The sequence below is a fragment of the Corynebacterium gerontici genome, assembly GCF_003813985.1.
Taxonomy (GTDB): Bacteria; Actinomycetota; Actinomycetes; order Mycobacteriales; family Mycobacteriaceae; genus Corynebacterium; species Corynebacterium gerontici.
In genome coordinates this window covers 1,251,765-1,274,885 of the sequence record NZ_CP033897.1, presented here as the reverse complement: position 1 = coordinate 1,274,885, position 23,121 = coordinate 1,251,765, and the positions used below count along the sequence as shown (strand labels likewise).

Below are 23,121 nucleotides of genomic sequence, written 5' to 3'. Positions count from 1 at the left end.
CTGCCGTGACTGATTCGAAACAACACAGCCGCGTGCCGCGGCATAAACGCCACGGTTCTCGCTATCGCGCTCGCCTCCGTGCTGCGCAGGTGCTTTACGAAGCCGAGCTTCGCGACGTCGACCCAGTTCGCATTACCGAGGATCGCACCGAACTGGCTCGCGCAAACGTCGAAGGTGTAGCGCCGGTAGCCGCGTACGGTCAGGAAATCGTTGCAGGTGCCGCCGAAGAACTCGATCGCATCGATGAGCTCATTGCGGCAAACCTCAGCGAGGACTGGGAAATTGAGCGCATCTCGGCGGTTGATCGTGCGGTTCTGCGCGTTGCCATCTGGGAACTCGTGTTCAATCCCGAGATCCCGGTAAAGACAGCGATTAGCGACGCAGTTGAAATGGCGTTCCAGCTTTCCCAGGACGATTCGCCGAAATACATCAACGCGATGTTGGACGCTATCGCCCAGCGCATCGAGGATGTGCGTGCGGCTTCATCCTTGGAGCAGCCCGTTGAGGAAGATCCCGAGAACACGATCGACGGCGAACCATCCACCGCTGAGGAAGTGCCCGAAGTATCGAATACTGTGGATGAAGGCATCGCTGATGCTCCCGCCGTTCATGAGGATGGGGAAGCCGCAACACCTGAAGAATCGTCTTAAGCGTGGTGCTGCGCTAAAGGCTGCACCGGATTGTGGTGCAGCCTTTTCTGCTATTTCAGGGGCGGATGTTGAAGTGTCTCGCCGCCCAACTCGTGGGCGAGCGCCTGCTGGATGTGCTCGTAGCGGAACACATGACCAAGATCTTCGGCCTTTGTCGCGGCGACCCGTTGGTTCGCGAGGGCCAGTTCCTTGGCGCCTTCTTCGCCCAAGATGAGTTTGGGGCCGAGGTTTGGAATTGGGATGATAGTAGGACGATGCAATTCCTGCCCGAGAGCTTCCGTGAATTCCGCGTTACGCACTGGATTCGGGGCAACAGCGTTGATTGGTCCTGTGCACCGTTGGTCAAAGATTGCTCGGCAATAGATGTCGCAGAGATCGTCGATAGCGATCCAGGAGAACCAGGGTTTGCCGCCGGAGAGTTCGCCTCCAAGCCCTACTGAAAACAGTCCCTTCATTACCGGCAGTAGCCCGCCTGCTCCGCTTAAAACAATGCCTGTTCTGACCTGACATACGCGTTTCCCGTCCGCCGCTGCCTGTGTAGCGGCGGCCTCCCAGTCCTCGCAGACCGATGCGAGGAAGCCTTCGCCAGCATCAGACTGCTCATCGACGGTGTGTTCTCCTGTGTCGTGACCATAAAATCCGATGGCTGATGCGCTCACCAATGTGTGGCAGGTATCCGATGCTCGTACGAGAGCTGCGAGCTTTTTTGTCGGCCCAATGCGTGAATCATAAATGGCCTGCTTATGGGAGTCTGTGAAGCGACCCATGATTGATTCTCCCGCGAGGTGCACGAGCACATCGACGCCGTCTAGCAGGTCGTTCGCTGGGTTCTCCGGTTCCCACAATCGCTCGCCTTCGCCAGGGTTGTTGCGGGTAAGCGAAATGACGGTGTGCCCCATGGTTTGCAACTGCGCGGAAAGCGCGGTTCCCACCAAGCCGTTGGCGCCCGTCATGGCGATCACCAGAGGCTGATCATTGGCTTGATCCTGGACCAGCGCTTCGAAACGTTTGAGCGCTGCAAAGTCTTGGATCAATTGTTGTTGGCGATACGCAAAAGCGGCGGTCAATGCTGCTTTTGGAAGGCGAGTATCTAGGGAGTCGGTTATTTTCGTAGCTTCTAGTTGTTCGTGTTCGTTCAAAGCCTCTGCGAAAACATGGACATGGCGCCATTTCGCAAGTGCTGCTATCGGTGCGCTGACGCAACGATCAGTGAAGCGGTATCCGCTAACGTAGCCGCTGAACTCATGCTTTGCCTCCCACCTAAGCCCGCCCGGGAGGCTAAATACGGTGGTGCCGTCGGCAAGGCTTGATGCCTGCTGGAGCGGGGTCATCGGCAGGAATGATGGAGTGAGTCGAACCACTGCTCCCGGGCGCGTGTGCCACTGCCAGACTTGTTCGCGCGGGGCGTCGATGATGTGACTGATTTGAAATGACATGGTGAAAATGCGCTCCTCGGCAATGTCGCTAGCCCTTTGAATGATTGGGCGGAAGGCGATTGTCGTCACCAGTGTAGCCACACTTAGTTATTTTGAATGCAAAAGTGGAAGGTTTTGTTCAAGGGGAATCGGCAGTGCTTTCGGGCAACGGGGGTAGAAATGTCGCGTAAATGCTAGTATCTGTGGCGATGCTTGCGAAGGCAGACATCCTTTAACGGACCGCACAGAGAGGCGGGGAAGGAGGTCACGATGAGCGAGAACTCGGAAGCGACGTCAACGCTGCTCAACAGCGACGATGTAGCCCGGACAATCGCGCGCATCGCGCACCAGATTATTGAAAAAACGGCACTGGACGATGATGACGCCGCACCAGTGCTGCTCTTGGGGATTCCATCGGGTGGGGTGCCGCTGGCGAAGCGCCTGGCGGCAAAAATCGAAGAGTTCACCGGAATCAATGTTCCGGTTGGTTCCCTTGACATCACGTTGTACCGCGACGACCTGCGCACTAAGCCGCACCGGGCGCTGCAACCTACCCGTATCCCGTCCGTCGGCGTAGATGCCACCACCGTGATCCTGGTTGACGATGTCCTTTTCTCCGGCCGTACCATTCGTGCTGCTTTGGATGCATTGCGAGACCTCGGCCGGCCAGAAATGATCCAGCTCGCGGTCCTAGTAGACCGAGGCCATCGTCAACTTCCGATCCGAGCTGATTACGTGGGGAAGAATTTGCCCACCGCGCGCCACGAGGATGTGCGCGTGCTCATCAGCGATATTGACGGCCGCGATGCCGTTGAGCTTTATCGACAGGACGCTGCACAGTGAAACACCTGCTTTCCATTTCAGATCTCCGCAAGGACGAAATAATCGGCCTCATGGACGAGGCTGACCGTTTCCGCGAAGCGCTTTTGGGGCGTGAGATTAAAAAATTGCCAACCTTGCGTGGACGCACGATCTTCACGCTTTTTTATGAAAACTCCACCCGCACGCGTTCCTCGTTTGAGACTGCGGGGAAGTGGATGAGCGCAGACGTGATCAACATTTCCGCTTCATCCTCTTCAGTGAAAAAGGGCGAGTCGCTCAAAGACACTGGCTTAACGCTCTCTGCCATCGGCGCCGACGCGATCATCATGCGCCATCCTTCCTCGGGCGCTGCACAACAATTGGCGCAGTGGGTTGCCCCTGCTGGCAATGGCCCCTCGGTAATCAACGCTGGCGATGGTTCACATCAGCATCCAACCCAGGCGCTGCTTGATGCGGTGACGATGCGCCAGCGTCTCGGCAATATCGACGGGCGCAAAATCGTGATCGTGGGCGATTGCTTGCATTCCCGCGTGGTACGTTCCAACGTCGATCTGCTCAGCACTCTCGGCGCTGAGGTCGTCCTGGTGGCACCGCCCACGCTGTTGCCCACCGGCGTTGAACAATGGCCGGTGCGCACCAGTTTTGATATGGATGCAGAGCTTGTCGACGCCGACGTAGTGATGATGTTGCGGGTCCAGCAGGAGCGAATGCACGGCGGTTTTTTCCCATCACACAGGGAATATGCCGCATTATTCGGCCTTTCGGCTGCGAGAGAAGCGAAGCTGCAAGATCATGCCATCGTGATGCACCCAGGTCCCATGCTTCGTGGCATGGAAATCTCCGACGCAGTTGCAGACGTTCCACGCACAGCAGTGCTGCAGCAGGTCAACAACGGCGTGCACACGCGCATGGCAGTGCTGTTTAGCCTGGTTGCCAGTGGAAACGAGGCGCTATGAGCATTAAGAACGAAGGAGTAGTGCCAATGGCGCACGCAGAATCTGTCCTGATTAAGAATGTGCACCTCTACGGTGAAGGCGAAGCCACGGATGTTCTCGTGCGCGATGGCGTGATCGAGACCATTGCCGCTGACCAAGAATTCGACGGCGTCGTGGTTGAAGGTGAGGGTGGGGTGCTGTTGCCCGGTCTCGTTGATATGCATGTTCACCTCCGTGAACCGGGCCGCGAGGACACCGAGACGATCGCAACTGGCTCAGCCGCCGCGGCAAATGGTGGATTTACCGCAGTGTTCACCATGGCGAATACTCAGCCGGTGATGGATCAGCCTGTGATTGCGGAGGCAGTTTGGCATAAGGGACAGGACATCGGACTCTGCGATGTTTATCCGGTCGGCTCAATTACCAAAGGTCTCGAAGGCAAAGAACTCACCGAATTCGGCATGATGGCGCGTTCCGACGCCAAGGTGCGCATGTTCTCCGATGACGGCAAATGCGTGGATAATCCGCTGCTCATGCGTCGAGCTATCGAATATGCCAAAGGTCTCGACGTGTTGCTGGCTCAGCACTGCGAAGATCCACGCTTGACTGAAGGTGCAGTAGCGCACGAGGGTGAAATTGCTGCGCGCCTTGGTTTGCGCGGCTGGCCCCGTGTTGCTGAAGAATCCATCGTGGCCCGCGATGCGTTGCTATGCCGGGATTATGGCAACCGCATGCATATCTGCCACGCCTCAACTGAAGGCACAGTAGAGCTGCTGCGTTGGGCTAAAGATCAGGGCATTCCGCTTTCTGCCGAGGTAACGCCTCACCACCTGCTGCTCACCGACGAGCGCCTAGAAACTTATGATGGCGTGAATCGGGTGAACCCCCCGCTGCGTGAGCACAAAGACACCCTTGCGTTGCGCGATGCTCTTTTGGAGGGCGTCATCGATTGCGTGGCAACCGATCACGCCCCGCACGGCTCTGAAGAAAAGTGCTGCGAGTTTGAAAATGCTCGGCCAGGCATGCTGGGGCTTGAAACTTCACTGGCGATCATCGCTCAGATCTTCGTGGAATCAGGCTTGGCCGACTGGCGTTTTGTTGCGAAAGTGATGAGCGAGCGCCCGGCCGAACTACTGAAGCTCAAAGATCATGGGCGCCCAATCGCAGAAGGCGAACCGGCGAACCTCACCATCGTGAGTTCTAAGGAAAACTGGAAGGTTGCGGGGGAGAAGCTGGCATCCAAGGCAGCCAACACGCCATATGAGGGCATGGACTTTGACACGAAAGTAAAGGCAACGATCCTGCGCGGACGCGTTACAAGCTCGAACGGTGTTCCGGCCCAAGCACGCACAAGCTAAAGAGCACGCAACAATTTTTTGAAAGGCAAGATTCCTCTTGAGTAATTCCCAAGCAAGCCAAGCGCCAAAGCGCTATCCCGCCGCGCTTGTGCTCGCCGACGGCAAGATTTTCCGCGGCACAAGCTTCGGCAAAGTTGGCACCACCCTGGGCGAAGCCGTGTTTAGCACAGCGATGACCGGGTACCAGGAAACGATGACTGATCCCTCCTACCACCGACAGATTGTGGTGGCGACCGCGCCGCAGATCGGCAATACCGGCTGGAACGACGAGGATGGGGAGTCCCATGGGGACAAGATTTGGGTTGCTGGTCTGGTTATCCGTGACCTCTCGGTGCGGGTGTCAAACTGGCGAGCAGAGCGCTCCTTGGAAGATGAGATGATCTCCCAGGGCATCGTCGGTATCGCGGGCGTGGACACCCGTGCGGTGGTGCGTCACCTGCGCAACTTTGGCTCAATCGCTGCGGGTGTGTTCTCTGGTGACGATGCTCAGCGAAGCGATGAGGAACTTCTCGCCAAGGTGAAGGCACAGCCCTCAATGCAGGGTGCCGACCTAGCCAAGGAAGTGGCTACCGATGAGACCTACATCGTGGAGCCTGAAACCGAGCAGCGATTTACTGTTGTGGCCTACGACATGGGCATCAAGACCAACACTCCGCGCAACTTTGCCCAGCGCGGTATCCGCACGGTGGTCGTGCCCGCGAATACACCATTTGAGGAGATTAAACAGTACGAACCCGACGGCGTGTTTGTCTCCAACGGACCGGGAGATCCGGCCACCGCCGACGAAATGGTGGCGGTGGTCCAAGACGTGCTCGACGCCAAAATCCCATTTTTCGGGATTTGCTTCGGCAATCAGATCCTCGGCCGCGCGTTGGGGCTTGAAACGTTCAAGATGAAGTTTGGTCACCGCGGCATCAATGTGCCAGTACTCAATCACCTCACCGGCGTCATCGACATCACCGCACAGAACCATGGTTTTGCGCTCAAGGGTGAAGCCGGCAAGCCATTCGAGACGCCGTTCGGTACCGCCCAGGTCACTCACACCTGCCTCAATGACAACACGGTGGAGGGCGTGGCGCTAGAGAACGGTATGGCATTCTCCGTGCAATACCACCCCGAGTCCGCTGCGGGGCCGCACGATGCTAATCCATTGTTTGATCAGTTCATTGAGCTGATGGAGCAACAGGGGACGTCGAAAAGCAAGCAAACCGGCAAGTAAACCGAGATCAGGAAAGTACAAGGAAGATTTATGCCAAAGCGCAACGATTTACAGCACGTCCTGGTCATCGGTTCCGGGCCGATCGTGATTGGTCAGGCGTGCGAATTTGACTACTCGGGTACACAAGCGTGCCGGGTGCTCAAAGAAGAGGGGCTTCGGGTCACTCTGATTAACTCGAATCCCGCCACCATCATGACCGATCCTGAGTTCGCTGATCACACTTATGTGGAGCCGATCCAGCCCGAATATATCGAGAAGATTTTTGAAAAAGAGATCGAGCAGGGACACCCGATTGATGCCGTCCTTGCGACGCTAGGTGGGCAAACCGCGCTCAATGCTGCGATCCAGCTTGATCGGCGCGGCAGCTTGGAGAAGTACGGCGTTGAGCTCATCGGAGCCGACATCGATGCCATCGAACGCGGTGAAGATCGCCAGAAGTTTAAAGACATCGTGGCGAAAATCGGTGGAGAATCCGCACGTTCGCGCGTGTGTCACTCCATGGAGGAAGTGCACGAGACGGTCGCTGAACTGGGGCTTCCCGTAGTGGTTCGCCCTTCATTCACTATGGGTGGTCTTGGCTCGGGTCTCGCATTTAATGATGAAGATCTTGAGCGCATCGCAGGTGGCGGACTCGCTGCGTCACCGGAGGCCAATGTGCTGATCGAGGAGTCCATCCTCGGCTGGAAAGAATACGAACTCGAGCTGATGCGCGATGGAGCCGATAACGTCGTGGTGATCTGCTCTATTGAAAACGTGGATGCTCTAGGCGTGCACACTGGTGATTCCGTCACCGTGGCGCCTTCGCTCACGCTGACCGACCGCGAATTCCAGAAGATGCGTGATCAGGGCATCGCGATTATTCGCGAAGTTGGCGTGGATACCGGCGGCTGCAACATTCAGTTCGCCTTGAACCCCAACGATGGCCGGTTGATCACCATCGAGATGAACCCCCGCGTGTCGCGTTCCTCGGCGCTGGCATCAAAGGCCACGGGCTTCCCAATTGCCAAGATCGCCGCCAAGCTCGCCATCGGCTACACGCTCGATGAGATCACCAACGACATCACCGCTGTTACCCCAGCAGCCTTTGAGCCGACCCTTGACTATGTGGTGGTCAAGGCTCCACGCTTTGCTTTTGAGAAGTTTAACGGCGCTGATGACACGCTCACCACCACCATGAAATCGGTGGGCGAGGCCATGAGCCTTGGCCGTAACTACATCTCCGCGCTCAATAAGGTGATGCGCTCGCTGGAAAACAAGCAGTCCGGCTTCTGGACCATCGATGATGCGAGCTTCGCGGGGGATCGCGCCAAGGACGTCGAGGCCGTGCTGCAGGATCTTCAGCGCCCGACGGAAGGCCGCATGTACGACGCAGAATTGGCGCTTCGCCTTGGTGCGAGTGTTGAGCAGGTGCACGAGGCTTCAGGCATTGACCCCTGGTTCCTTGCCGAACTCGAGGCTCTTGTCCAGTTCCGTCAAGAGCTTATTGACGCCCCAGTGCTCGACGAAGAACTGTTGCGCAGGGCCAAGTTCTTTGGGCTTTCCGATCTCCAGATTGCCCGCTTGCGCCCCGAATTTGCGGGCGAGGACGGTGTGCGTCGCTTGCGCTGGTCGCTCGGCATTCGCCCCGTGTTCAAAACGGTGGACACCTGTGCAGCCGAATTCGAAGCCGCCACGCCGTATCACTATTCCTCCTACGAGCTCGATCCTGCGGCTGAGTCTGAGGTGCGTGAACAGCGGGACAAGGACAAAATCATCATCTTGGGTTCCGGTCCGAACCGCATCGGTCAGGGCATCGAGTTCGACTACTCCTGTGTGCATGCAGCCCTTGAGCTTTCTCGCATCGGATACGAGACGGTGATGGTCAACTGCAACCCAGAGACGGTTTCCACTGACTACGACACGGCCGACCGCCTCTACTTCGAGCCGCTGACCTTCGAAGATGTCATGGAGGTCTACCATGCGGAATCTGAATCCGGCAACGTTGCTGGCGTGATTGTGCAGCTTGGTGGGCAGACGCCACTGGGCTTGGCTGAGCGTTTGCGCGACGCCGGCGTGCCCGTGATTGGCACTACCCCGGAGGCCATCGACCTGGCAGAGGATCGCGGCGAATTCGGTGAGGTGCTGCGCAAGGCGAATTTGCCCGCACCTGCTTTCGGCACCGCTACGTCTTTCGCCGAGGCTAAGGAAGTGGCGAGCGGCATCGGCTACCCAGTGTTGGTGCGCCCCTCCTATGTGCTCGGCGGCCGCGGCATGGAGATCGTCTATGACGAGCAGGCGTTGGAGAATTACATCGAACGAGCCACCGAAATCACCAGCGATCACCCAGTGTTGGTGGATCGCTTCCTGGATTCCGCCATTGAGATTGACGTGGATGCGCTCTGTGATGGTGAAAATGTCTATCTGGCTGGCGTGATGGAACACATTGAGGAAGCCGGCATTCACTCTGGTGACTCCGCCTGTGCTCTGCCACCCATGACACTGGGCAAGGAAGACATTGAGCGTGTGCGCCGTTCCACCGAGGCCTTGGCACATGGCATTGGTGTGAAGGGACTGATGAACGTGCAGTACGCGCTCAAAGACGACGTGCTCTACGTCATTGAGGCGAACCCTCGTGCATCTCGAACCGTTCCCTTTGTGTCCAAAGCCACCGGCGTGCACCTGGCGAAGGCAGCAGCGCGGATCATGACGGGTGCAACTATCCCGCAGCTCCAAGACGAGGGCATGATCCCAACATCTCACGACGGCGGCTCACTGCCCCTTGACGCACCCATTGCTGTGAAGGAGGCTGTGCTGCCCTTTAACCGTTTCCGTCGCCCAGATGGCTCCATGCTCGACACACTTCTGAGCCCGGAGATGAAATCGACTGGCGAAGTGATGGGGCTTGCCGATAACTTCGGTGCCGCATACGCCAAGGCTGAAGAGGGAGCCTTCGGCGCATTGCCCACCCAGGGCAACGTGTTCGTCTCCGTAGCGAATCGAGACAAGCGCACCTTGATCTTCCCGATCCAACGTCTTGCCACGCTCGGCTTTAAGATCTTTGCCACCGGAGGCACCGCCGGGATGTTGCGCCGCAATGGCGTGGAGTGTGAGACGGTGTTGAAGCAGACCGAGGCTCGCGAGGGCACCGGTGATCAGCGTGCCATCGTGGACATGATTAACGCTGGGGAAATTGATTTGATTCTGAACACCCCGGCCGGTTCTTCCGGCGCCCGCCACGACGGCTACGAAATCCGCGCGGCGGCCGTGAACATCGGTGTGCCGTTGGTGACCACCGTCCAGGGAGTGACGGCCGCAGTGCAGGGCATTGAGGCGCTGCGCGGCGGTGACATCACAGTTCGGGCTCTGCAAGAACTCGACCACGCAGTCAACGCCAACTAACACCGTCACATGCGCCCTAGAACGTCTTCATCCGAGATGCTAGGGCGCATGTTGTCTATCAACATCGAATAAGGAGCATCTCCATGGCAACCTTCGGCGAACGCCTGTATGAAGCAACCAAAGAGCACGGGCGACTGTGCGTTGGTATTGATCCACATGCCGCACTTCTCGAGCAGTGGGGTCTATCCACCGACGTTCGTGGACTGCGAGAATTTTCGCAACGCTGCGTGGAGGCTTTTGCTGGACGGTGTGCACTTGTCAAGCCCCAGGTCGCTTTTTATGAAGCATTTGGTTCCCAGGGATTTGCGGTGTTGGAAGAAACCATTGCTGCGCTGCGGGAGGCCGGCACTTTGGTGCTTGCCGACGCCAAACGTGGCGATATTGGCTCCACCATGCAGGGGTATGCAACAGCGTGGCTCGATCCTGCCTCGCCACTGTGCTCCGATGCCGTTACCGTGTCTCCATACTTAGGTTTTGGTTCATTGGCGCCGTTGTTGCAAAAAGCAAACGCCCACGATGCAGGAGTGTTCGTGCTCGCCGCTACGTCCAACCCCGAAGCGCGGGAGCTTCAGGATCAACGCGACGAGCACGGATTGAGCATCGCACAACAGATTGTCAACGCGGTGCGGGAAGAAAATGCTGCACAGCATCCCGGGCGTGACTTTGGTAATTGCGGTGTTGTGGTTGGGGCGACCTTAGAACGAGCACCAGAGATGACTCAACTACGCGGACCGGTGCTTCTACCGGGCGTTGGTGCCCAGGGGGCAGGTGCGCGGGATGTGGCACGCCTGGCGGCTGGCAATGAGGCGCTTGCGATTCCAAATGTTTCCCGCGCGGTACTGAAACAGGGTCCAGATGTGGACGCGCTGTCGTCGGCATTGCGTACTGCCGCACAGGATTATCCAGGAATTGCACGACCGTAATTCCCGCAGCTCACAGCGTTGGGCGTCGGCTTTATCGGCAGGCTTCTGAGCTGGGAATTTTCGAGAAATACCCCGGATTACCTAGTGTTTTAGCTTTAGGTGCTAGACTTAGTCGGACGTCAGCGCCCAGCGCTGGAAGTTGTGGCCGGTACGAGGCGTCTCAGAAGGCATCCGAGCCCCGGCTGCACAAGCGCTGAAGTTGTCGAAATTGAACTGAAGAACGCGCAAGCATGAGGGTTTTCTGCCTGAATGCGAGGTGTGTATGGTTGAATGCCGGCGCTGAAGGCGCAGATTTAATGAAAACGTACATCTTTTGAATCGGAGGAACCCCGTGGCCCTTCCCAAGTTGACTGACGAGCAGCGCAAGGAAGCCCTCGCGAAGGCTGCAGAAGCCCGCAAGGCACGCGCTGAGCTCAAGGAGCAGCTCAAGCGCGGCGACATCACCCTGAAGGAGGTCCTTGACAAGGCCTCTTCCGACGAGATCATCGGCAAGACCAAGGTGTCTGCTCTGCTCGAGTCCCTGCCCAAGGTTGGCAAGGTTAAGGCTAAGGAGATCATGGAGGAGCTGGAGATCGCTCAGACCCGACGTCTTCGTGGCCTCGGCGAGCGTCAGCGTCGCGCACTGCTCGAGCGCTTCGGCTTCGAAGGCTAACTCATGCAAGGCGATAACCAAATGGGTCGGCTCGTGGTGCTGGCTGGCCCTTCAGCCGTAGGCAAATCGACGGTGGTTCATCGCCTACGCGAAGAGGTGCCGAACTTGTACTTCTCGGTCTCAATGACCACCCGCGCTCCACGCCCGGGAGAAGTGCATGGTCAGGATTACTACTTCGTGACTCCGGAGGAGTTTCAAGGCAATATCGACCGCGGACAAATGCTCGAGTGGGCAGAAATTCACGGTGGACTGCAGCGCAGCGGCACACCGGCGAAGCCCGTCGACGAAGCGTTGTCTGCTGGCCGGCCGGTCTTGGTTGAGGTGGACCTTGAGGGAGCGCGCAACGTCGCCAAGCTAAAGCCTGAAGCTGAAACCGTGTTCCTTGCGCCGCCCTCCTGGGAGGTGCTGGTGGCTCGCCTGACGGGTCGGGGAACTGAAGCGGAAGACGTGATCCAGCGCCGTCTCGAAACCGCTCGCAATGAACTTGCGTGTAGCGACGAGTTTAAACATGTAGTGGTCAATGAAGATCTTGAAGACACGATCGCAACCCTGCGTTCGATTCTTCTAGGTGGATCATAGCCGCTGGTACGAACAACTTTTGAAGAAAAGGTGCTTGAAAGCAACGTGATTGAGAATAACGACAGCGTGTTTGACACGCCAACCGGCATCACCGCTCCGCCGATCGACGAATTGCTGAAGCGAGTTTCCTCGAAGTATGCGTTGGTGATCTTTGCTGCGAAGCGCGCACGGCAGATCAACAGCTATTTCCAGGACGATGAGCCGGGCGTCTTCGAATTCGTAGGGCCACTGGTGACCCCCGAGACAGGGGAGAAGCCGCTGTCGATTGCTTTGCGCGAAATCGACGCAGGGCTGCTCGAACACGAAGAAGGCTAAAGCAAGAAAAAGAATGCGCCCCTCGCGGGCGCATTTCGTATTTTCTTCCACTGCTGGAGTGCTTAATGCTGTCACACCAACATGGCACCTCCGTGACCAGTTGCGACGACGGTAATGATCGAGACAGCGGCGTAGATGACTAACAGCACCTTGGCTACACGTGTAAAAGTGAGCATGCCGCGATGTTCGCCAAACCAAGTTGCCGCGGCAGTAGCGAACATGGCGCATACGGACATCACGGCGTAAGTTGCCCAATCGGCGTGATCCGCAGCCGGCTCCGGTTGTCCTTCGCTGTAGCCCCTTTGCTTTAACAATCGTGCGCCGGTGATCTTTGCGAAGATCGTCGCAGCGGCACGGGTGTCTGTGGTGACGATGGTTGCGAGTCCAAGGCGTCGCTTGGTGAGCAGCCAGACGATCACCGATAGGGCAGCAGCAGGCGGGGCTACAACGGACAGGTGGACGATGACCGTGTAAAGGGGTATGCCCCGAGCGTGAATTGCAGTGCTCGAATATGTCTCATGCATCACGCACTTGCATACTCTGGCTAGGTTTAGTTTGGTATTGAGAGCTGCGAGATTGGGCAGACTTGCACGATCTGCCCTCAGCAACCGTGAGTGTGACAATTTCGAACCCGCACAGGCGGGAACTTCCCCAAAAAGGAGCAAGAACAGGTGAGCACGAGCCCCATGAATGTGGTTGTCGGTGTAGCAGGTGGTATCGCCGCGTATAAAGCGTGCCATGTGGTTCGCCACTTTAAAGAAGCAGGGCATCAAGTGCGGGTGGTGCCGACTGCCGCTGCTCTGAACTTCGTCGGAGCGGCCACGTTCGAGGCGCTGTCTGGCAATCCGGTGAGTGCCACGGTGTTCGACGCTGTGGACGAAGTACAGCACGTCCGTGTTGGAAAAGAGGCTGACCTTGTAGTGATTGCGCCGGCGACAGCGGATCTACTCGCGCGCATGGCGCATGGTTGTGCCGACGATCTACTCACCACCACCCTCCTCGTGGCAACCTGTCCCGTGGTGGTGGCTCCAGCGATGCACACGGAAATGTGGGAGCACCCCGCTACGCAGGCAAATGTAGAGCTGCTGCGTTCACGTGGGGTGATCGTTCTCGAACCTGCGCACGGTAGGCTTACGGGCAATGACACCGGTCCCGGTCGTCTTCTCGACCCTGAACAAATCGTTACTCTTGCTTTGGCTGCAAACGCATCTACTAGTTTCAGACGCGACCTTGAGGGGAAGCGAGTTCTAATTACCGCAGGCGGAACTCAAGAGCATATCGATCCCGTGCGTTATATCGGCAATCATTCTTCGGGCCGTCAAGCCTATGCGCTCGCCGAACTTGCCGCGCAGCGTGGTGCTGAAGTTAGCATCGTGGCTGCGAATACTGAGGTTTTGCCTACCCCTGCCGGGGCTGTGGTGGCTCGTGTGCGTTCTGCTCGAGACCTGCAGGAGGCTGTGTTTGAGCGCGCCGAGAACCAGGATGTGATCTTGATGGTTGCGGCGGTAGCTGATGTGAGACCCGCGGAAGTGGCGGAAACGAAGTTGAAAAAAGGTGCTAACGATGCGCAATTGCAGCAACTTACTTTGAAGGAGAATCCGGATATTCTGCGGTCCCTGGTGCAGGCTCGCGACAGCGGAGGGATGAAGGCGCAACCGTTGATCGTCGGGTTTGCCGCGGAGACGGGGAGTAAGGAGCGCGACGCGCTGGACCTGGCTCGTGAAAAGCTCAAACGCAAGGGCTGCGACTTGCTGATGTTCAACGAGGTTTCTGGAGATCAGGTGTTTGGAAAGTTGCGGAATCGCGGTGTGCTGCTCGGTAGTGACGGCAGTGAAACACCAGTAGCCGATGGCACGAAGTTGGAAGTGGCTGGTGTGATACTCGATGAGATCGCGGAGCGACTTCGCCGAGACTCGTAATCGCTTTTGTTTTGTCGCTTTTGTAACCTTGGCAGGCTTGCCAGACTAAGCTGCTTGCAAAATTAGACAGCTTGGTCTATCTTGGAGCGAAGCGATGGGCTTAATGCCCGTAAAATTGACGATTAGTAGAAAGCAACGCCGTGAACGCTGTATCTCCAAAACTTCGCCTTTTCACCAGCGAGTCGGTCACCGAGGGGCACCCAGACAAAATCTGCGATTCCATTTCTGACACCATCCTGGACGCTTTACTGTCGGTAGATCCGGGTGCCCGCGTGGCCGTCGAAACCGTAGCGACCACCGGTTTGGTCCATGTCGTGGGCGAGGTCCGCACGAGCGGTTATGTGGAGATTCCCCGATTGGTGCGCGATCGCCTACGGGAAATCGGATTTACATCTTCTGATGTGGGTTTTGACGGCACCACCTGTGGCGTATCGGTGAGCATCGGCGAGCAATCCGCCGAAATCGGTTCGGGTGTCGATACTTCCCAAGAGGTTCGCGATGGTCAGTCCGAGGAACTCGAAGATCAAGCGGGTGCCGGTGACCAGGGCCTGATGTTCGGTTACGCCACCAATGAAACGCCGACGTTGATGCCTTTGCCTATTGATTTGGCACACCGCCTCGCTCGTCGCCTGACTCAAGTGCGCAAGGAAGGCATTGTCAAGCATCTTCGTCCCGACGGCAAGACGCAGGTCACCTTTGCCTACGACGAAGCCGGTGCCCCTGTAGCGCTCGATACGGTCGTGGTGTCTTCGCAGCACGATCCCGAGGTCACTCAAGAGTGGTTGCGAGATCAAATCAAAGAGCACGTGGTGGACTGGGTGCTCGAGGATTCCGGGGTCGTTGCGCGTTTGAACGCAAGTGATTACACCTTACTGGTGAATCCCTCTGGTTCCTTCGTGGTGGGTGGCCCCATGGGGGACGCGGGCCTGACCGGCCGCAAGATCATCGTGGATACCTATGGCGGTATGGCTCGCCATGGCGGCGGCGCGTTTTCCGGCAAGGATCCGAGCAAGGTCGACCGCTCCGGCGCTTACGCGATGCGGTGGGTTGCCAAGAATATCGTTGCGGCAGGTCTGGCAGAGCGCGCCGAGGTTCAAGTCGCTTATGCGATCGGGCGGGCGAAGCCAGTCGGCCTCTACGTAGAAACGTTCGGCACCGCTCAACACGGCCTTGACGATGAAGGCATCCAACAAGCCGTACTCGAGGTATTCGATCTTCGCCCCGCAGCGATCATTCGCGAATTGGATTTGCTCCGCCCCATCTACGCCGATACTGCAGCGTACGGTCATTTCGGTCGCGATGACCTGGATTTGCCGTGGGAGCGTACAGATCGCGCCGAGACTTTGCAGCGCGCGGCGGGAGTAGCTCAGTAGCAGGATAAGCCGGCTCATGCCGTTGGTACATCGGCCGCTCGGAGGCACTTCGCTAGAATGCCAGCATGTCTTACGCCCGCACCCCAGCGCCTGAAAACCCGGTGGCACATGTCCTGCCACTTCTGGGTATTTCGCACCTGGACCGGGCATTCGAGTACCTCATTACTGCCGAACAGCATCACGAAGCCAAACCCGGCGTCCGGCTCAGAGTTAAGTTTTCCGGCAGGCTTGTCGACGCCATACTGTTGCACAGGAGTGACCATCAACAGCACCAGGGCAAGCTTGCATGGGTAGAGCGTGTCATTTCGCCCGAGGTGGTCTACCCGAAACGAACCCGTGAGCTAGTGGAATCGCTGACGGTTCGCTACGCGGGCGTGACTTCAGATTTGATTCGACTCGTGGTTCCTCCGCGTCACGCAAAGGCGGAAGAATCTGACACTCACGCTTCGTGGGAATCGATTGGCGAGGTCGCTGAGCCAGATCTGGCTGGGTGGTTGAGTTTTCGGCACGGTCAGAGCTTCGTGGATGCAGTTCTCCGAGGGGCGCCAGCACGAGCAGCGTGGCAATTGTTGCCCTGTGATCCCTGGATGGATCATCTCGGGGCTCTGGCAACGAAGGTGGCGATCGAAGGTGGAGGCGTGTTAATCGTCTTGCCTGATCAACGCGAAGTTGACGCGATGGAGGAGGCTTTGCGCCGCTATGTCGGGGCGAAACAAGTCACGGTGCTCAATGCGGCTCAAGGTCCACAGGCCCGTTATCGGCGCTACCTGTCCATCTTGCATGGACAGGCGAGAATTGTGGTGGGTACGCGTAGCGCGGCGTTCGCACCGGTGAAAAATCTTCGCCTCACGGTGATCGAGGACGACGGTGATGAAAACCTGGTTGAGCCGCGGGCGCCCTATTATCACGCGCGGGAAGTACTCAGTACGCGCTCCGCACAAGAACATTGTGCATTGTTGATCGCAGGGTATGCCCGTACCGCGGAGACACAATTGCTGGTGGAATCGGGGTGGTGTCACGATCTTGTGGCGCCGCCTGAAGTGCTGAAAGCAAAACTGCCACAAATAGAGGCCATTGAAGATTCGGCCTTCAGTATCGAACGTGACCACCAGAACTATCGCGGACGTATACCGGCGAAAGCCTTTCGAGCGATGCGCACCGCATTGGACAGTGACTCCCCAGTGCTTGTCCAGGTAGCACGAAAGGGCTACATCCCCGGCCTGAGCTGCGCGCGGTGCCGCACGCCTGCACGCTGCCGGGCTTGCAATGGTCCATTGAGCTTTCAAGACCAGCAGGCGCACCAAGGCAATGTTTTAACGTGTCGTTGGTGTGGACGGCCCGAGACAGCGTTCGCCTGTGTGCAGTGTGGACATCATGGTGTGCGTGCTCAACAACGCGGGAGCGTGCGCACGGCAGAAGAAATCGGTAGGGCGTACGCGGGCACACCAGTAGTAGTTTCCGGTGGTAATCGGGTGATTGACCATATTGAGCACCGGGCGCAAATTGTGGTTGCTACGCCCGGCGCGGAGCCACGGGTCGATGGCGGCTATGGCGCGGTGGTGTTGCTTGACGCTTGGATGATGTTGGGGCGAGAGGACCTCAGGGCTTCCGAAGACGTTATGAGGACATGGTCTGCGGCGATTGCTCTTGGTAAACCGGCGGAGCAGGGCGGTACCGTCGTGATCGCCGCTGACAATGCCCTGGCCGAAGTGCAGGCGCTCTTGTTATGGAACGTTGTTGGGATGGCAGCGCGGGAACTGCAGCTTCGACGCCAAGTGCACTTCCCGCCCGCATACCACATGGCTGCCATTGATGCCCCCGCTGCAGCCCTGGAAGATTTTCTGGAGCTGGCGCAGCTACCACCGGCAACCGAAATACTTGGGCCTGTGGATTTACCAAGAGATGTTCACCTGCCCGGCGAATACGATCAACAGGTTTACGGGCCTGCGCAGCGGATCTTGTTGCGCACACCGTTGCAGGGCCGAAACGATCTTGGCCAGGCATTACGCGCGGCGAGAGTGCAAAAGCAGGCAAGGAAAAATGATTTGCCATTACGCATCCAGATTGACCCGATCCGGGTTGGCTAATCTAGAGTACCAGATCATTGAGCTAGAACAGATCCCTAAAGGAAAAATTTTATTGTGACTATCCGCAACATCCGCATCTTCGGAGATCCGGTCTTGACCACCAAAGCCGAGGACGTCACCGTTTACGATGCCGGTTTGGAACAACTGGTAGAAGACATGCTAGAAACCATGGATGCGGCAGGAGGCGTGGGTTTGGCTGCCAACCAGATTGGGGTGCTCAAGCGAGTCTTCGTGTACGACACCGCCCACACCGAAGGGGGTTTGCGGGGCCACATCATCAACCCCACGTGGCATTCAATTGGCGAGGACACCCAGATTGGCCAAGAAGGCTGCCTTTCTATCCCAGAAATCCAGAAAGATGTGCAGCGGGCTCAAACCGTCGAGTTGCGTGGTTACAACGTGCATGGGGACCCGGTGTCTCTTGTAGCCTCCGGGTTGCTCGCTCGTTGCATCCAGCACGAATATGATCACCTAGATGGGGTGCTATTTCTCAAGCGCCTGAGCCCGGCGTTGCGGAAAGAAGCGATGCGCGAGATCCGCCAATCTGAGTGGTTCCAACAATAAATTTAAGAACACTACAAGGAAAGAGCTACCCCTATGCGCCTAGTATTCGCCGGCACTCCCGAAGTTGCGGTTCCAACCCTCACCGCGCTCATTGAAAGTGAACACGAGGTGTCTGCCGTCATTACCCGCCCGGATGCGCGCAAGGGCAGGGGCCGAAACCTGCATCCATCGCCTGTCAAGGCTCTTGCCCTCGAGCACGGCATCGAGGTGCTCACCCCATCGACCATTCGTCAAGGCACCGAGGAAGGCGATGCTCTTCGGGCTCGCTTGGAAGCATTGGAGCCGGACTGCATTCCCGTGGTTGCGTACGGTAACCTCATCGGTCCAGAGTTGCTAGATCTTCCACGGCACGGTTGGATGAACGCGCATTTTTCCCTTTTGCCACGCTGGCGTGGCGCATCACCAGTGCAAGCGGCGCTTATGGCTGGCGATACACAAACTGGAGTGACGGTATTCCGCATCGAGCAGGGTTTGGATACCGGCCCCATCCTTGGAACCTATGCTGAGGCGATGCCGAACGATGCCACCACGGAAAGCCTGTTGGATCATCTGGCGATCAAAGCCGGGGATTTGCTTTGCGAGGTGCTCGACGGCCTTGAACGCGGTTTCGTTGTCCCTCAGCCACAAGACGGTGAACCGAGCTACGCCGGGAAAATCACCACGGAGCAAGCTCACGTCGATTTCCATCAGGATGCGGCCACGATTGAACGCCTGATCCGGGCACTCATGCCTCAACCCGGTGCTTGGGCCATGCTTGATGATCAGCGCTTGAAGTTTGGACCAATCAGCATCCTTGATGCCGCAGCGCTTGAGCAAGAACTCGCTGCAGGTTGCATCCTTGTGGAAAAAAAGCGGGTCCTTGTTGGCACCGCTGACGGGGTTGTGCAATTAGGGAACGTACAACCACCGGGGAAAAAGTACATGCCTGCTCGCGACTGGGCACGCGGCCAACACGACCTAGAAAGTAAGATGTTCCAATGAGCCAAGGCGGATTCCGATCTCGCACGAAAAATGCGAAAGTACAAAGTGGTCAACGCGCGAACCCCCAGCATCAAGGCAGGGGCAAGCAGGGGCAGGGGCAACGTCGAAAAGCTGAATTTTCTAAGCGCGGTGGCCTTATGCGAAGTGTGGATGCCCCCAGGGCTGTGGCGTTTGAGGTGCTTCGCCGAGTCAGTGATGAAGGCGCTTACGCCAACATTGCTTTGCCAGCGTTGTTGAAGGAGCAAAAGCTCAGCGGCCGCGATGCAGCATTTGCCACCGAATTGACTTACGGCACGCTCAGAACCCAAGGAGTGCTGGATACCGTCATCGATCATCTCGCTTCGAACGGCATTGATTCGATTAGCCCCGAGGTGCTCGATGCCATGCGGCTGGGCGCTTATCAATTGCTGTTTACCCGCGTTGAGCCTCACGCGGCGGTGGACACGAGCGTGAAAATCGTTGCAGAGAGGGAGCGCGAGTCCGCCAAAGGCTTCGTCAATGGCGTGCTGCGCAGCATTGCACGAAGCAACACCGAAGAATGGTTGACCAAGCTCAGCCCCGACACTGCGTTGGCGGGCGCGGCATTTCGCCACGCTCACCCGGAATGGATTGCCAGAAGCTTCAGCAAAGCGTTGGAGTTGGATCCCATGCTGCTTGATCAGTCTGAACAGCAGGAACTGGCCGCTGCACTCGCCGCAGATTCGGATCGTCCGGGTGTGCACTTGGTGGCACGCCCAGGAGAAATTACCGCCGAAGAGTTGGCGTTAATTACCGGCGGAGAAATGGGCGAGTATTCCCCGTATGCAGTCAAGCTTCCTAGCGGCGACCCGGGCAAACTCGAGCCAGTGCAGCAAGGAATGGCGGCTGTCCAAGATGAAGGCAGCCAGCTCATCGCTCGGGCGATGGTGAATGCGCCGCTTGAAGGCCAAGATACCGGCTGCTGGCTGGATCTTTGCGCTGGCCCCGGTGGAAAGGCCGCGCTGATAGCTTCACTTGCTCGAATCGATCAGGCGCATGTGGATGCCGTGGAGGTTTCCTCTCACCGCGCGGGTCTTGTGCGCGGCGCAGTCGAGGGGCTGCCCGTCACCGTGCACACGGCCGATGGGCGAAGCTTCGGCACTCCAAATAGCTATGATCGAGTGCTTATCGACGCCCCATGCTCCGGACTCGGAGCGCTCAGGAGAAGACCGGAAGCGCGATGGAAGAAACAAGAATCCGACGTGCCGGAGCTCCAAAAACTGCAATTGCAGTTGCTGCGCCACGGCATTGAACTGGTGCGTCCCGGGGGTGTGGTGGTGTATTCCACTTGCTCACCGGACATGCGCGAAACCCGCGAGGTCGTCGACGCCGTATTGGCTGAGGGCATGGTTAAGGAAGTAGACGCTAAGGCGCTGGTGCCGGGGATGGAAAACACCGGTAGTTTCCCCTCGGTGCAGATGTGGCCACACCGCCACGGCACCGATGCAATGTTCTTTGCAGTTTTGCGCAAACAGGGGCAATAAGCCCCTTGGGTGCACAGCCACTAGTCGAAGTCGTGCCACAAATGTCCCGCTAGACTGAGGGGCATGGCTGAACAACGCGCACCCATCATTTCCCCATCCATCCTCGCAGCGGATTTCACCCAGCTAGGCGAACAAGTAAAAGCCATTGCGAATGCCGAATGGGTTCACGTTGACGTGATGGATGGGCACTTCGTGCCCAATCTGTCCTTCGGAGCAGACATCACAAAAGCGGTTTCCCGGGTTACAGAGCTGCCACTGGATGTCCACCTCATGATCGAAAAGCCCGAGCAGTGGGTGGATCACTACATTGACGCAGGTGCCTCCTGCGTCATCTTCCACATTGAAGCCACCGAAGATCCAGTATCGCTGGCACGCGACCTCCGAAGCAAAGGCGTGCGGGCTGGGTTTTCACTGCGTCCAGGCACCCCCATCGAACCCATGCTTGAGCACCTGCATGAATTCGATGAGGTGCTCGTGATGAGCGTTGAACCAGGGTTCGGGGGTCAGTCTTTCATGCCCGAGCAACTCGAAAAAGTAAGAACCTTGCGTTCCTACATCGATGAGCACGATTTGGACGTAATCATCGAAATCGATGGCGGCATCAGTGCCAAAACTATCGAAGCGGCAGCCGCGGCTGGTTGCGACGCCTTTGTGGCGGGATCAGCCGTCTACGGCAACGATGATCCGGCTGGCGCAGTAGAAGAGTTGCGGCGACTCGCGCAGGCTGCGAGCTAAACGGTGACTCGTTTAGCTCTGCCGCTCGGATCGTGGGGCGGTGAGCAGATCATCCACGCCCGCCACGCAAAGGTCCCGGATCACATAGCCGGCGCCCTCATGGCGGCATTGCGCGCCGGGGAGCAGGTGCGTGGTGCCACAAGCCCGAACCCGCCGGTGGGCGCCGGAGTATTCGATCAAGACGGCCAAGTGATCTCGGTGGGAGGTACACAACCGGCTGGTGGCCCCCATGCCGAAGTCGTAGCGCTTGCGGCCGCGGGTGAACACGCCAGGGGAGCGGAAATGGTGGTCACGCTCGAACCATGTAACCACCACGGAAGAACCGGGCCGTGCAGCGAAGCCATCAAACGAGCGGGCATTCAACGGGTGTGGTTTTGCCAGAAAGATCCGGGTGAAGCTGAAGGTGGCGGCGCCCAACGCTTGCGCGATGCTGGTGTAGAAGTACGTGCCATCGAATTGCCGGTGCTGGCACTCGAGCCCTGGCTAGCTGCCCAACGCCTGCAGCGTCCGTACGTCGTGGGAAAAGTCGCGCAAACCATTGATGGGTTCGTCGCGGCACATGATGGCAGCTCAAAATGGATCACCGGCTCCGCGGCACGCCAGTTCAGCCACGATGTGCGTGCCAATGTCGACGCGATCTGGGTTGGGACGGGAACCGTCCTTGCCGATAACCCACGATTGACCGCCCGCGGTGAAAACGGCCGCGACCTTCCGCACCAGCCTCAGCCGGTTGTCGTAGGCACTCGACCGCTGCCCGCAGAATTAGCGCTGAAAGCGCCCTGGCGTTTCTCTAACATTGACCTCGCCATGCAGACCTCCTGGCAGCGCGGGCATCGCCATGTGCTGGTGGAAGGCGGGCCGGGGCTCCTGACTAGCATGCTGCGCAGTGATTTGGTCGATGAGCTGCACATCTACACGGCTCCAAAATTGCTTGGTGCTGGGAAGAAGTGCGTAGACATGCTTGGGGAATCAATCGACGCCGCCAAGACGTTTGAAATGTCGCGGGTGCAGATGCTGCAACCCGATACTTGCACCGTACTGAAAAGGAAAAACCACGACGATGTTCACCGGAATTGTTGAAGCCAAAGGCGAGATTCTTGCTGTAGAAAATCTGGAGCGCGCGGTTCGCCTGCGCATCCATGCTCCTGGTCTGCTTGATGACGCCGAGTACGGTTGTTCAATTGCCGTTGAAGGCGTGTGCCTGACAGTCACGTCGATTGAATCAGGTGAGGTCTTCACCGCTGACGTGATGGAAGAAACGCTCAAGCGCAGCACGCTAAGGCACAAGTCCGTGGGGGATCGACTCAACCTCGAACGCGCGATGGCGGCAAATGCACGTTTTGGCGGACATGTTGTGCAGGGACATGTCGATGGCACCGCAGAATTGCTCCAACGCCATTCGGAGGAGCATTGGGACGTATTGCGATTTAGCTTGCCGCCCAACCTCAAACGCTATGTGGTGGAGAAAGGATCCATCACCGTCTGCGGCACGTCACTTACTGTCAGTGCTCTTTCCGCAGAATCAACGTTGGATGAGGATGGTTGGTTCGAGGTTTCTTTGATTCCCACCACTTTGAACGAAACCACCCTGGGGGTGCTCGAGGTGGGCCAGAAAGTGAATCTCGAGGTGGATGTTCTGGCGAAATATGTTGAACGGATGTTGCGCTTCGACCCCCAATCAAGCGATTCGGCGGCCGCGGGATAGGCTTAATCA

General features: G+C 57.8%; 21 protein-coding genes. 19 read left to right on the top strand and 2 right to left on the bottom strand.

Annotation, left to right across the window (positions count from 1 at the left end; all coding sequences use genetic code 11):
• Positions 1-5: 5 nt before the first annotated feature.
• Entirely contained in the window at positions 6-650 is a 645-nt protein-coding gene (gene nusB, locus CGERO_RS05955) for a transcription antitermination factor NusB (protein WP_123934170.1), read from the top strand.
• A 50-nt stretch (positions 651-700) separates the two neighbouring features.
• Here nusB and CGERO_RS05950 read toward each other — a convergent pair whose 3' ends face one another.
• Positions 701-2,086, bottom strand: a complete 1,386-nt coding sequence (locus CGERO_RS05950) for a TIGR01777 family oxidoreductase (protein ID WP_123934168.1) — start codon at positions 2,084-2,086, stop codon at positions 701-703.
• Between the two features lie 249 nt (positions 2,087-2,335).
• Between CGERO_RS05950 and pyrR the strand changes: the two genes are divergently transcribed.
• From pyrR to rpoZ, 9 genes are all read left to right on the top strand, one after another.
• Positions 2,336-2,908, top strand: a complete 573-nt coding sequence (gene pyrR, locus CGERO_RS05945) for a bifunctional pyr operon transcriptional regulator/uracil phosphoribosyltransferase PyrR (RefSeq protein ID WP_123934166.1) — start codon at positions 2,336-2,338, stop codon at positions 2,906-2,908.
• The gene (locus tag CGERO_RS05940) at positions 2,905-3,843 is read left to right on the top strand and encodes an aspartate carbamoyltransferase catalytic subunit (protein WP_123934164.1); all 939 of its coding nucleotides are present in this window, start codon (positions 2,905-2,907) and stop codon (positions 3,841-3,843) included. Before pyrR ends, CGERO_RS05940 begins: the two co-directional genes overlap by 4 nt.
• Positions 3,840-5,180 (top strand): dihydroorotase, encoded by a 1,341-nt coding sequence (locus CGERO_RS05935; RefSeq protein ID WP_123934162.1) that lies wholly within the window; start codon positions 3,840-3,842, stop codon positions 5,178-5,180. Before CGERO_RS05940 ends, CGERO_RS05935 begins: the two co-directional genes overlap by 4 nt.
• A 37-nt stretch (positions 5,181-5,217) precedes the next feature.
• Entirely contained in the window at positions 5,218-6,399 is a 1,182-nt protein-coding gene (gene carA / locus CGERO_RS05930; protein ID WP_123934160.1) for a glutamine-hydrolyzing carbamoyl-phosphate synthase small subunit, read from the top strand.
• A gap of 30 nt (positions 6,400-6,429) precedes the next feature.
• Entirely contained in the window at positions 6,430-9,777 is a 3,348-nt protein-coding gene (gene carB / locus CGERO_RS05925) for a carbamoyl-phosphate synthase large subunit (RefSeq protein ID WP_123934158.1), read from the top strand.
• Between the two features lie 83 nt (positions 9,778-9,860).
• The gene (gene pyrF / locus CGERO_RS05920) at positions 9,861-10,700 is read left to right on the top strand and encodes an orotidine-5'-phosphate decarboxylase (protein ID WP_123934156.1); all 840 of its coding nucleotides are present in this window, start codon (positions 9,861-9,863) and stop codon (positions 10,698-10,700) included.
• A gap of 331 nt (positions 10,701-11,031) precedes the next feature.
• A complete protein-coding gene (gene mihF / locus CGERO_RS05915) occupies positions 11,032-11,352 on the top strand; it encodes an integration host factor, actinobacterial type (RefSeq protein WP_123934154.1) in 321 nt (106 codons plus the stop codon).
• 3 nt (positions 11,353-11,355) lie between these two features.
• Complete coding sequence (gmk, locus tag CGERO_RS05910) at positions 11,356-11,931, top strand: guanylate kinase (protein WP_123934152.1); 576 nt, start codon at positions 11,356-11,358, stop codon at positions 11,929-11,931.
• Positions 11,932-11,961: 30 nt separating this feature from the next.
• Positions 11,962-12,246: a DNA-directed RNA polymerase subunit omega gene (gene rpoZ / locus CGERO_RS05905; protein WP_123934151.1), complete on the top strand. Its 285-nt coding sequence runs from the start codon at positions 11,962-11,964 to the stop codon at positions 12,244-12,246.
• A gap of 71 nt (positions 12,247-12,317) precedes the next feature.
• On the opposite strand, the gene CGERO_RS05900 is transcribed toward rpoZ, so the two are convergent.
• Entirely contained in the window at positions 12,318-12,773 is a 456-nt protein-coding gene (locus CGERO_RS05900; RefSeq protein WP_123934149.1) for a hypothetical protein, read from the bottom strand.
• Between the two features lie 144 nt (positions 12,774-12,917).
• On the opposite strand from CGERO_RS05900, the gene coaBC reads away from it, so the two are divergent.
• The 9 genes from coaBC to CGERO_RS05855 all read left to right on the top strand — a co-directional run bounded on the left by coaBC (position 12,918) and on the right by CGERO_RS05855 (position 23,112).
• A complete protein-coding gene (coaBC, locus tag CGERO_RS05895; RefSeq protein ID WP_487249541.1) occupies positions 12,918-14,165 on the top strand; it encodes a bifunctional phosphopantothenoylcysteine decarboxylase/phosphopantothenate--cysteine ligase CoaBC in 1,248 nt (415 codons plus the stop codon).
• 140 nt (positions 14,166-14,305) lie between these two features.
• Entirely contained in the window at positions 14,306-15,538 is a 1,233-nt protein-coding gene (gene metK / locus CGERO_RS05890) for a methionine adenosyltransferase (RefSeq protein WP_123934147.1), read from the top strand.
• A 65-nt stretch (positions 15,539-15,603) separates the two neighbouring features.
• Positions 15,604-17,625, top strand: coding sequence for a primosomal protein N' (locus tag CGERO_RS05885; RefSeq protein ID WP_123934145.1), 2,022 nt, complete (start codon positions 15,604-15,606; stop codon positions 17,623-17,625).
• A gap of 54 nt (positions 17,626-17,679) precedes the next feature.
• Complete coding sequence (def, locus tag CGERO_RS05880) at positions 17,680-18,189, top strand: peptide deformylase (protein ID WP_123934143.1); 510 nt, start codon at positions 17,680-17,682, stop codon at positions 18,187-18,189.
• 33 nt (positions 18,190-18,222) lie between these two features.
• A complete protein-coding gene (fmt, locus tag CGERO_RS05875) occupies positions 18,223-19,170 on the top strand; it encodes a methionyl-tRNA formyltransferase (RefSeq protein ID WP_123934142.1) in 948 nt (315 codons plus the stop codon).
• A complete protein-coding gene (locus CGERO_RS05870) occupies positions 19,167-20,672 on the top strand; it encodes an RsmB/NOP family class I SAM-dependent RNA methyltransferase (RefSeq protein WP_123934140.1) in 1,506 nt (501 codons plus the stop codon). Before fmt ends, CGERO_RS05870 begins: the two co-directional genes overlap by 4 nt.
• A gap of 63 nt (positions 20,673-20,735) precedes the next feature.
• Positions 20,736-21,407: a ribulose-phosphate 3-epimerase gene (rpe, locus tag CGERO_RS05865; protein WP_123934138.1), complete on the top strand. Its 672-nt coding sequence runs from the start codon at positions 20,736-20,738 to the stop codon at positions 21,405-21,407.
• 3 nt (positions 21,408-21,410) lie between these two features.
• A complete protein-coding gene (gene ribD / locus CGERO_RS05860; RefSeq protein ID WP_245998788.1) occupies positions 21,411-22,487 on the top strand; it encodes a bifunctional diaminohydroxyphosphoribosylaminopyrimidine deaminase/5-amino-6-(5-phosphoribosylamino)uracil reductase RibD in 1,077 nt (358 codons plus the stop codon).
• A complete protein-coding gene (locus CGERO_RS05855) occupies positions 22,468-23,112 on the top strand; it encodes a riboflavin synthase (protein ID WP_123934136.1) in 645 nt (214 codons plus the stop codon). The genes ribD and CGERO_RS05855 overlap by 20 nt, the downstream gene beginning before the upstream one ends.
• Positions 23,113-23,121 lie beyond the last annotated feature (9 nt).

Excerpts from the sequence above, each read along its gene's own strand:
- CGERO_RS05950 (WP_123934168.1), bottom strand. The coding sequence starts at position 2,086 with ATGTCATTTCAAATCAGTCACATCATCGACGCCCCGCGCGAACAAGTC.
- pyrR (WP_123934166.1), top strand. The coding sequence starts at position 2,336 with ATGAGCGAGAACTCGGAAGCGACGTCAACGCTGCTCAACAGCGACGAT.
- CGERO_RS05935 (WP_123934162.1), top strand. The coding sequence starts at position 3,840 with ATGAGCATTAAGAACGAAGGAGTAGTGCCAATGGCGCACGCAGAATCT.
- carB (WP_123934158.1), top strand. The coding sequence starts at position 6,430 with ATGCCAAAGCGCAACGATTTACAGCACGTCCTGGTCATCGGTTCCGGG.
- pyrF (WP_123934156.1), top strand. The coding sequence starts at position 9,861 with ATGGCAACCTTCGGCGAACGCCTGTATGAAGCAACCAAAGAGCACGGG.
- gmk (WP_123934152.1), top strand. The coding sequence starts at position 11,356 with ATGCAAGGCGATAACCAAATGGGTCGGCTCGTGGTGCTGGCTGGCCCT.
- CGERO_RS05885 (WP_123934145.1), top strand. The coding sequence starts at position 15,604 with ATGTCTTACGCCCGCACCCCAGCGCCTGAAAACCCGGTGGCACATGTC.
- fmt (WP_123934142.1), top strand. The coding sequence starts at position 18,223 with ATGCGCCTAGTATTCGCCGGCACTCCCGAAGTTGCGGTTCCAACCCTC.
- CGERO_RS05870 (WP_123934140.1), top strand. The coding sequence starts at position 19,167 with ATGAGCCAAGGCGGATTCCGATCTCGCACGAAAAATGCGAAAGTACAA.
- rpe (WP_123934138.1), top strand. The coding sequence starts at position 20,736 with ATGGCTGAACAACGCGCACCCATCATTTCCCCATCCATCCTCGCAGCG.
- CGERO_RS05855 (WP_123934136.1), top strand. The coding sequence starts at position 22,468 with ATGTTCACCGGAATTGTTGAAGCCAAAGGCGAGATTCTTGCTGTAGAA.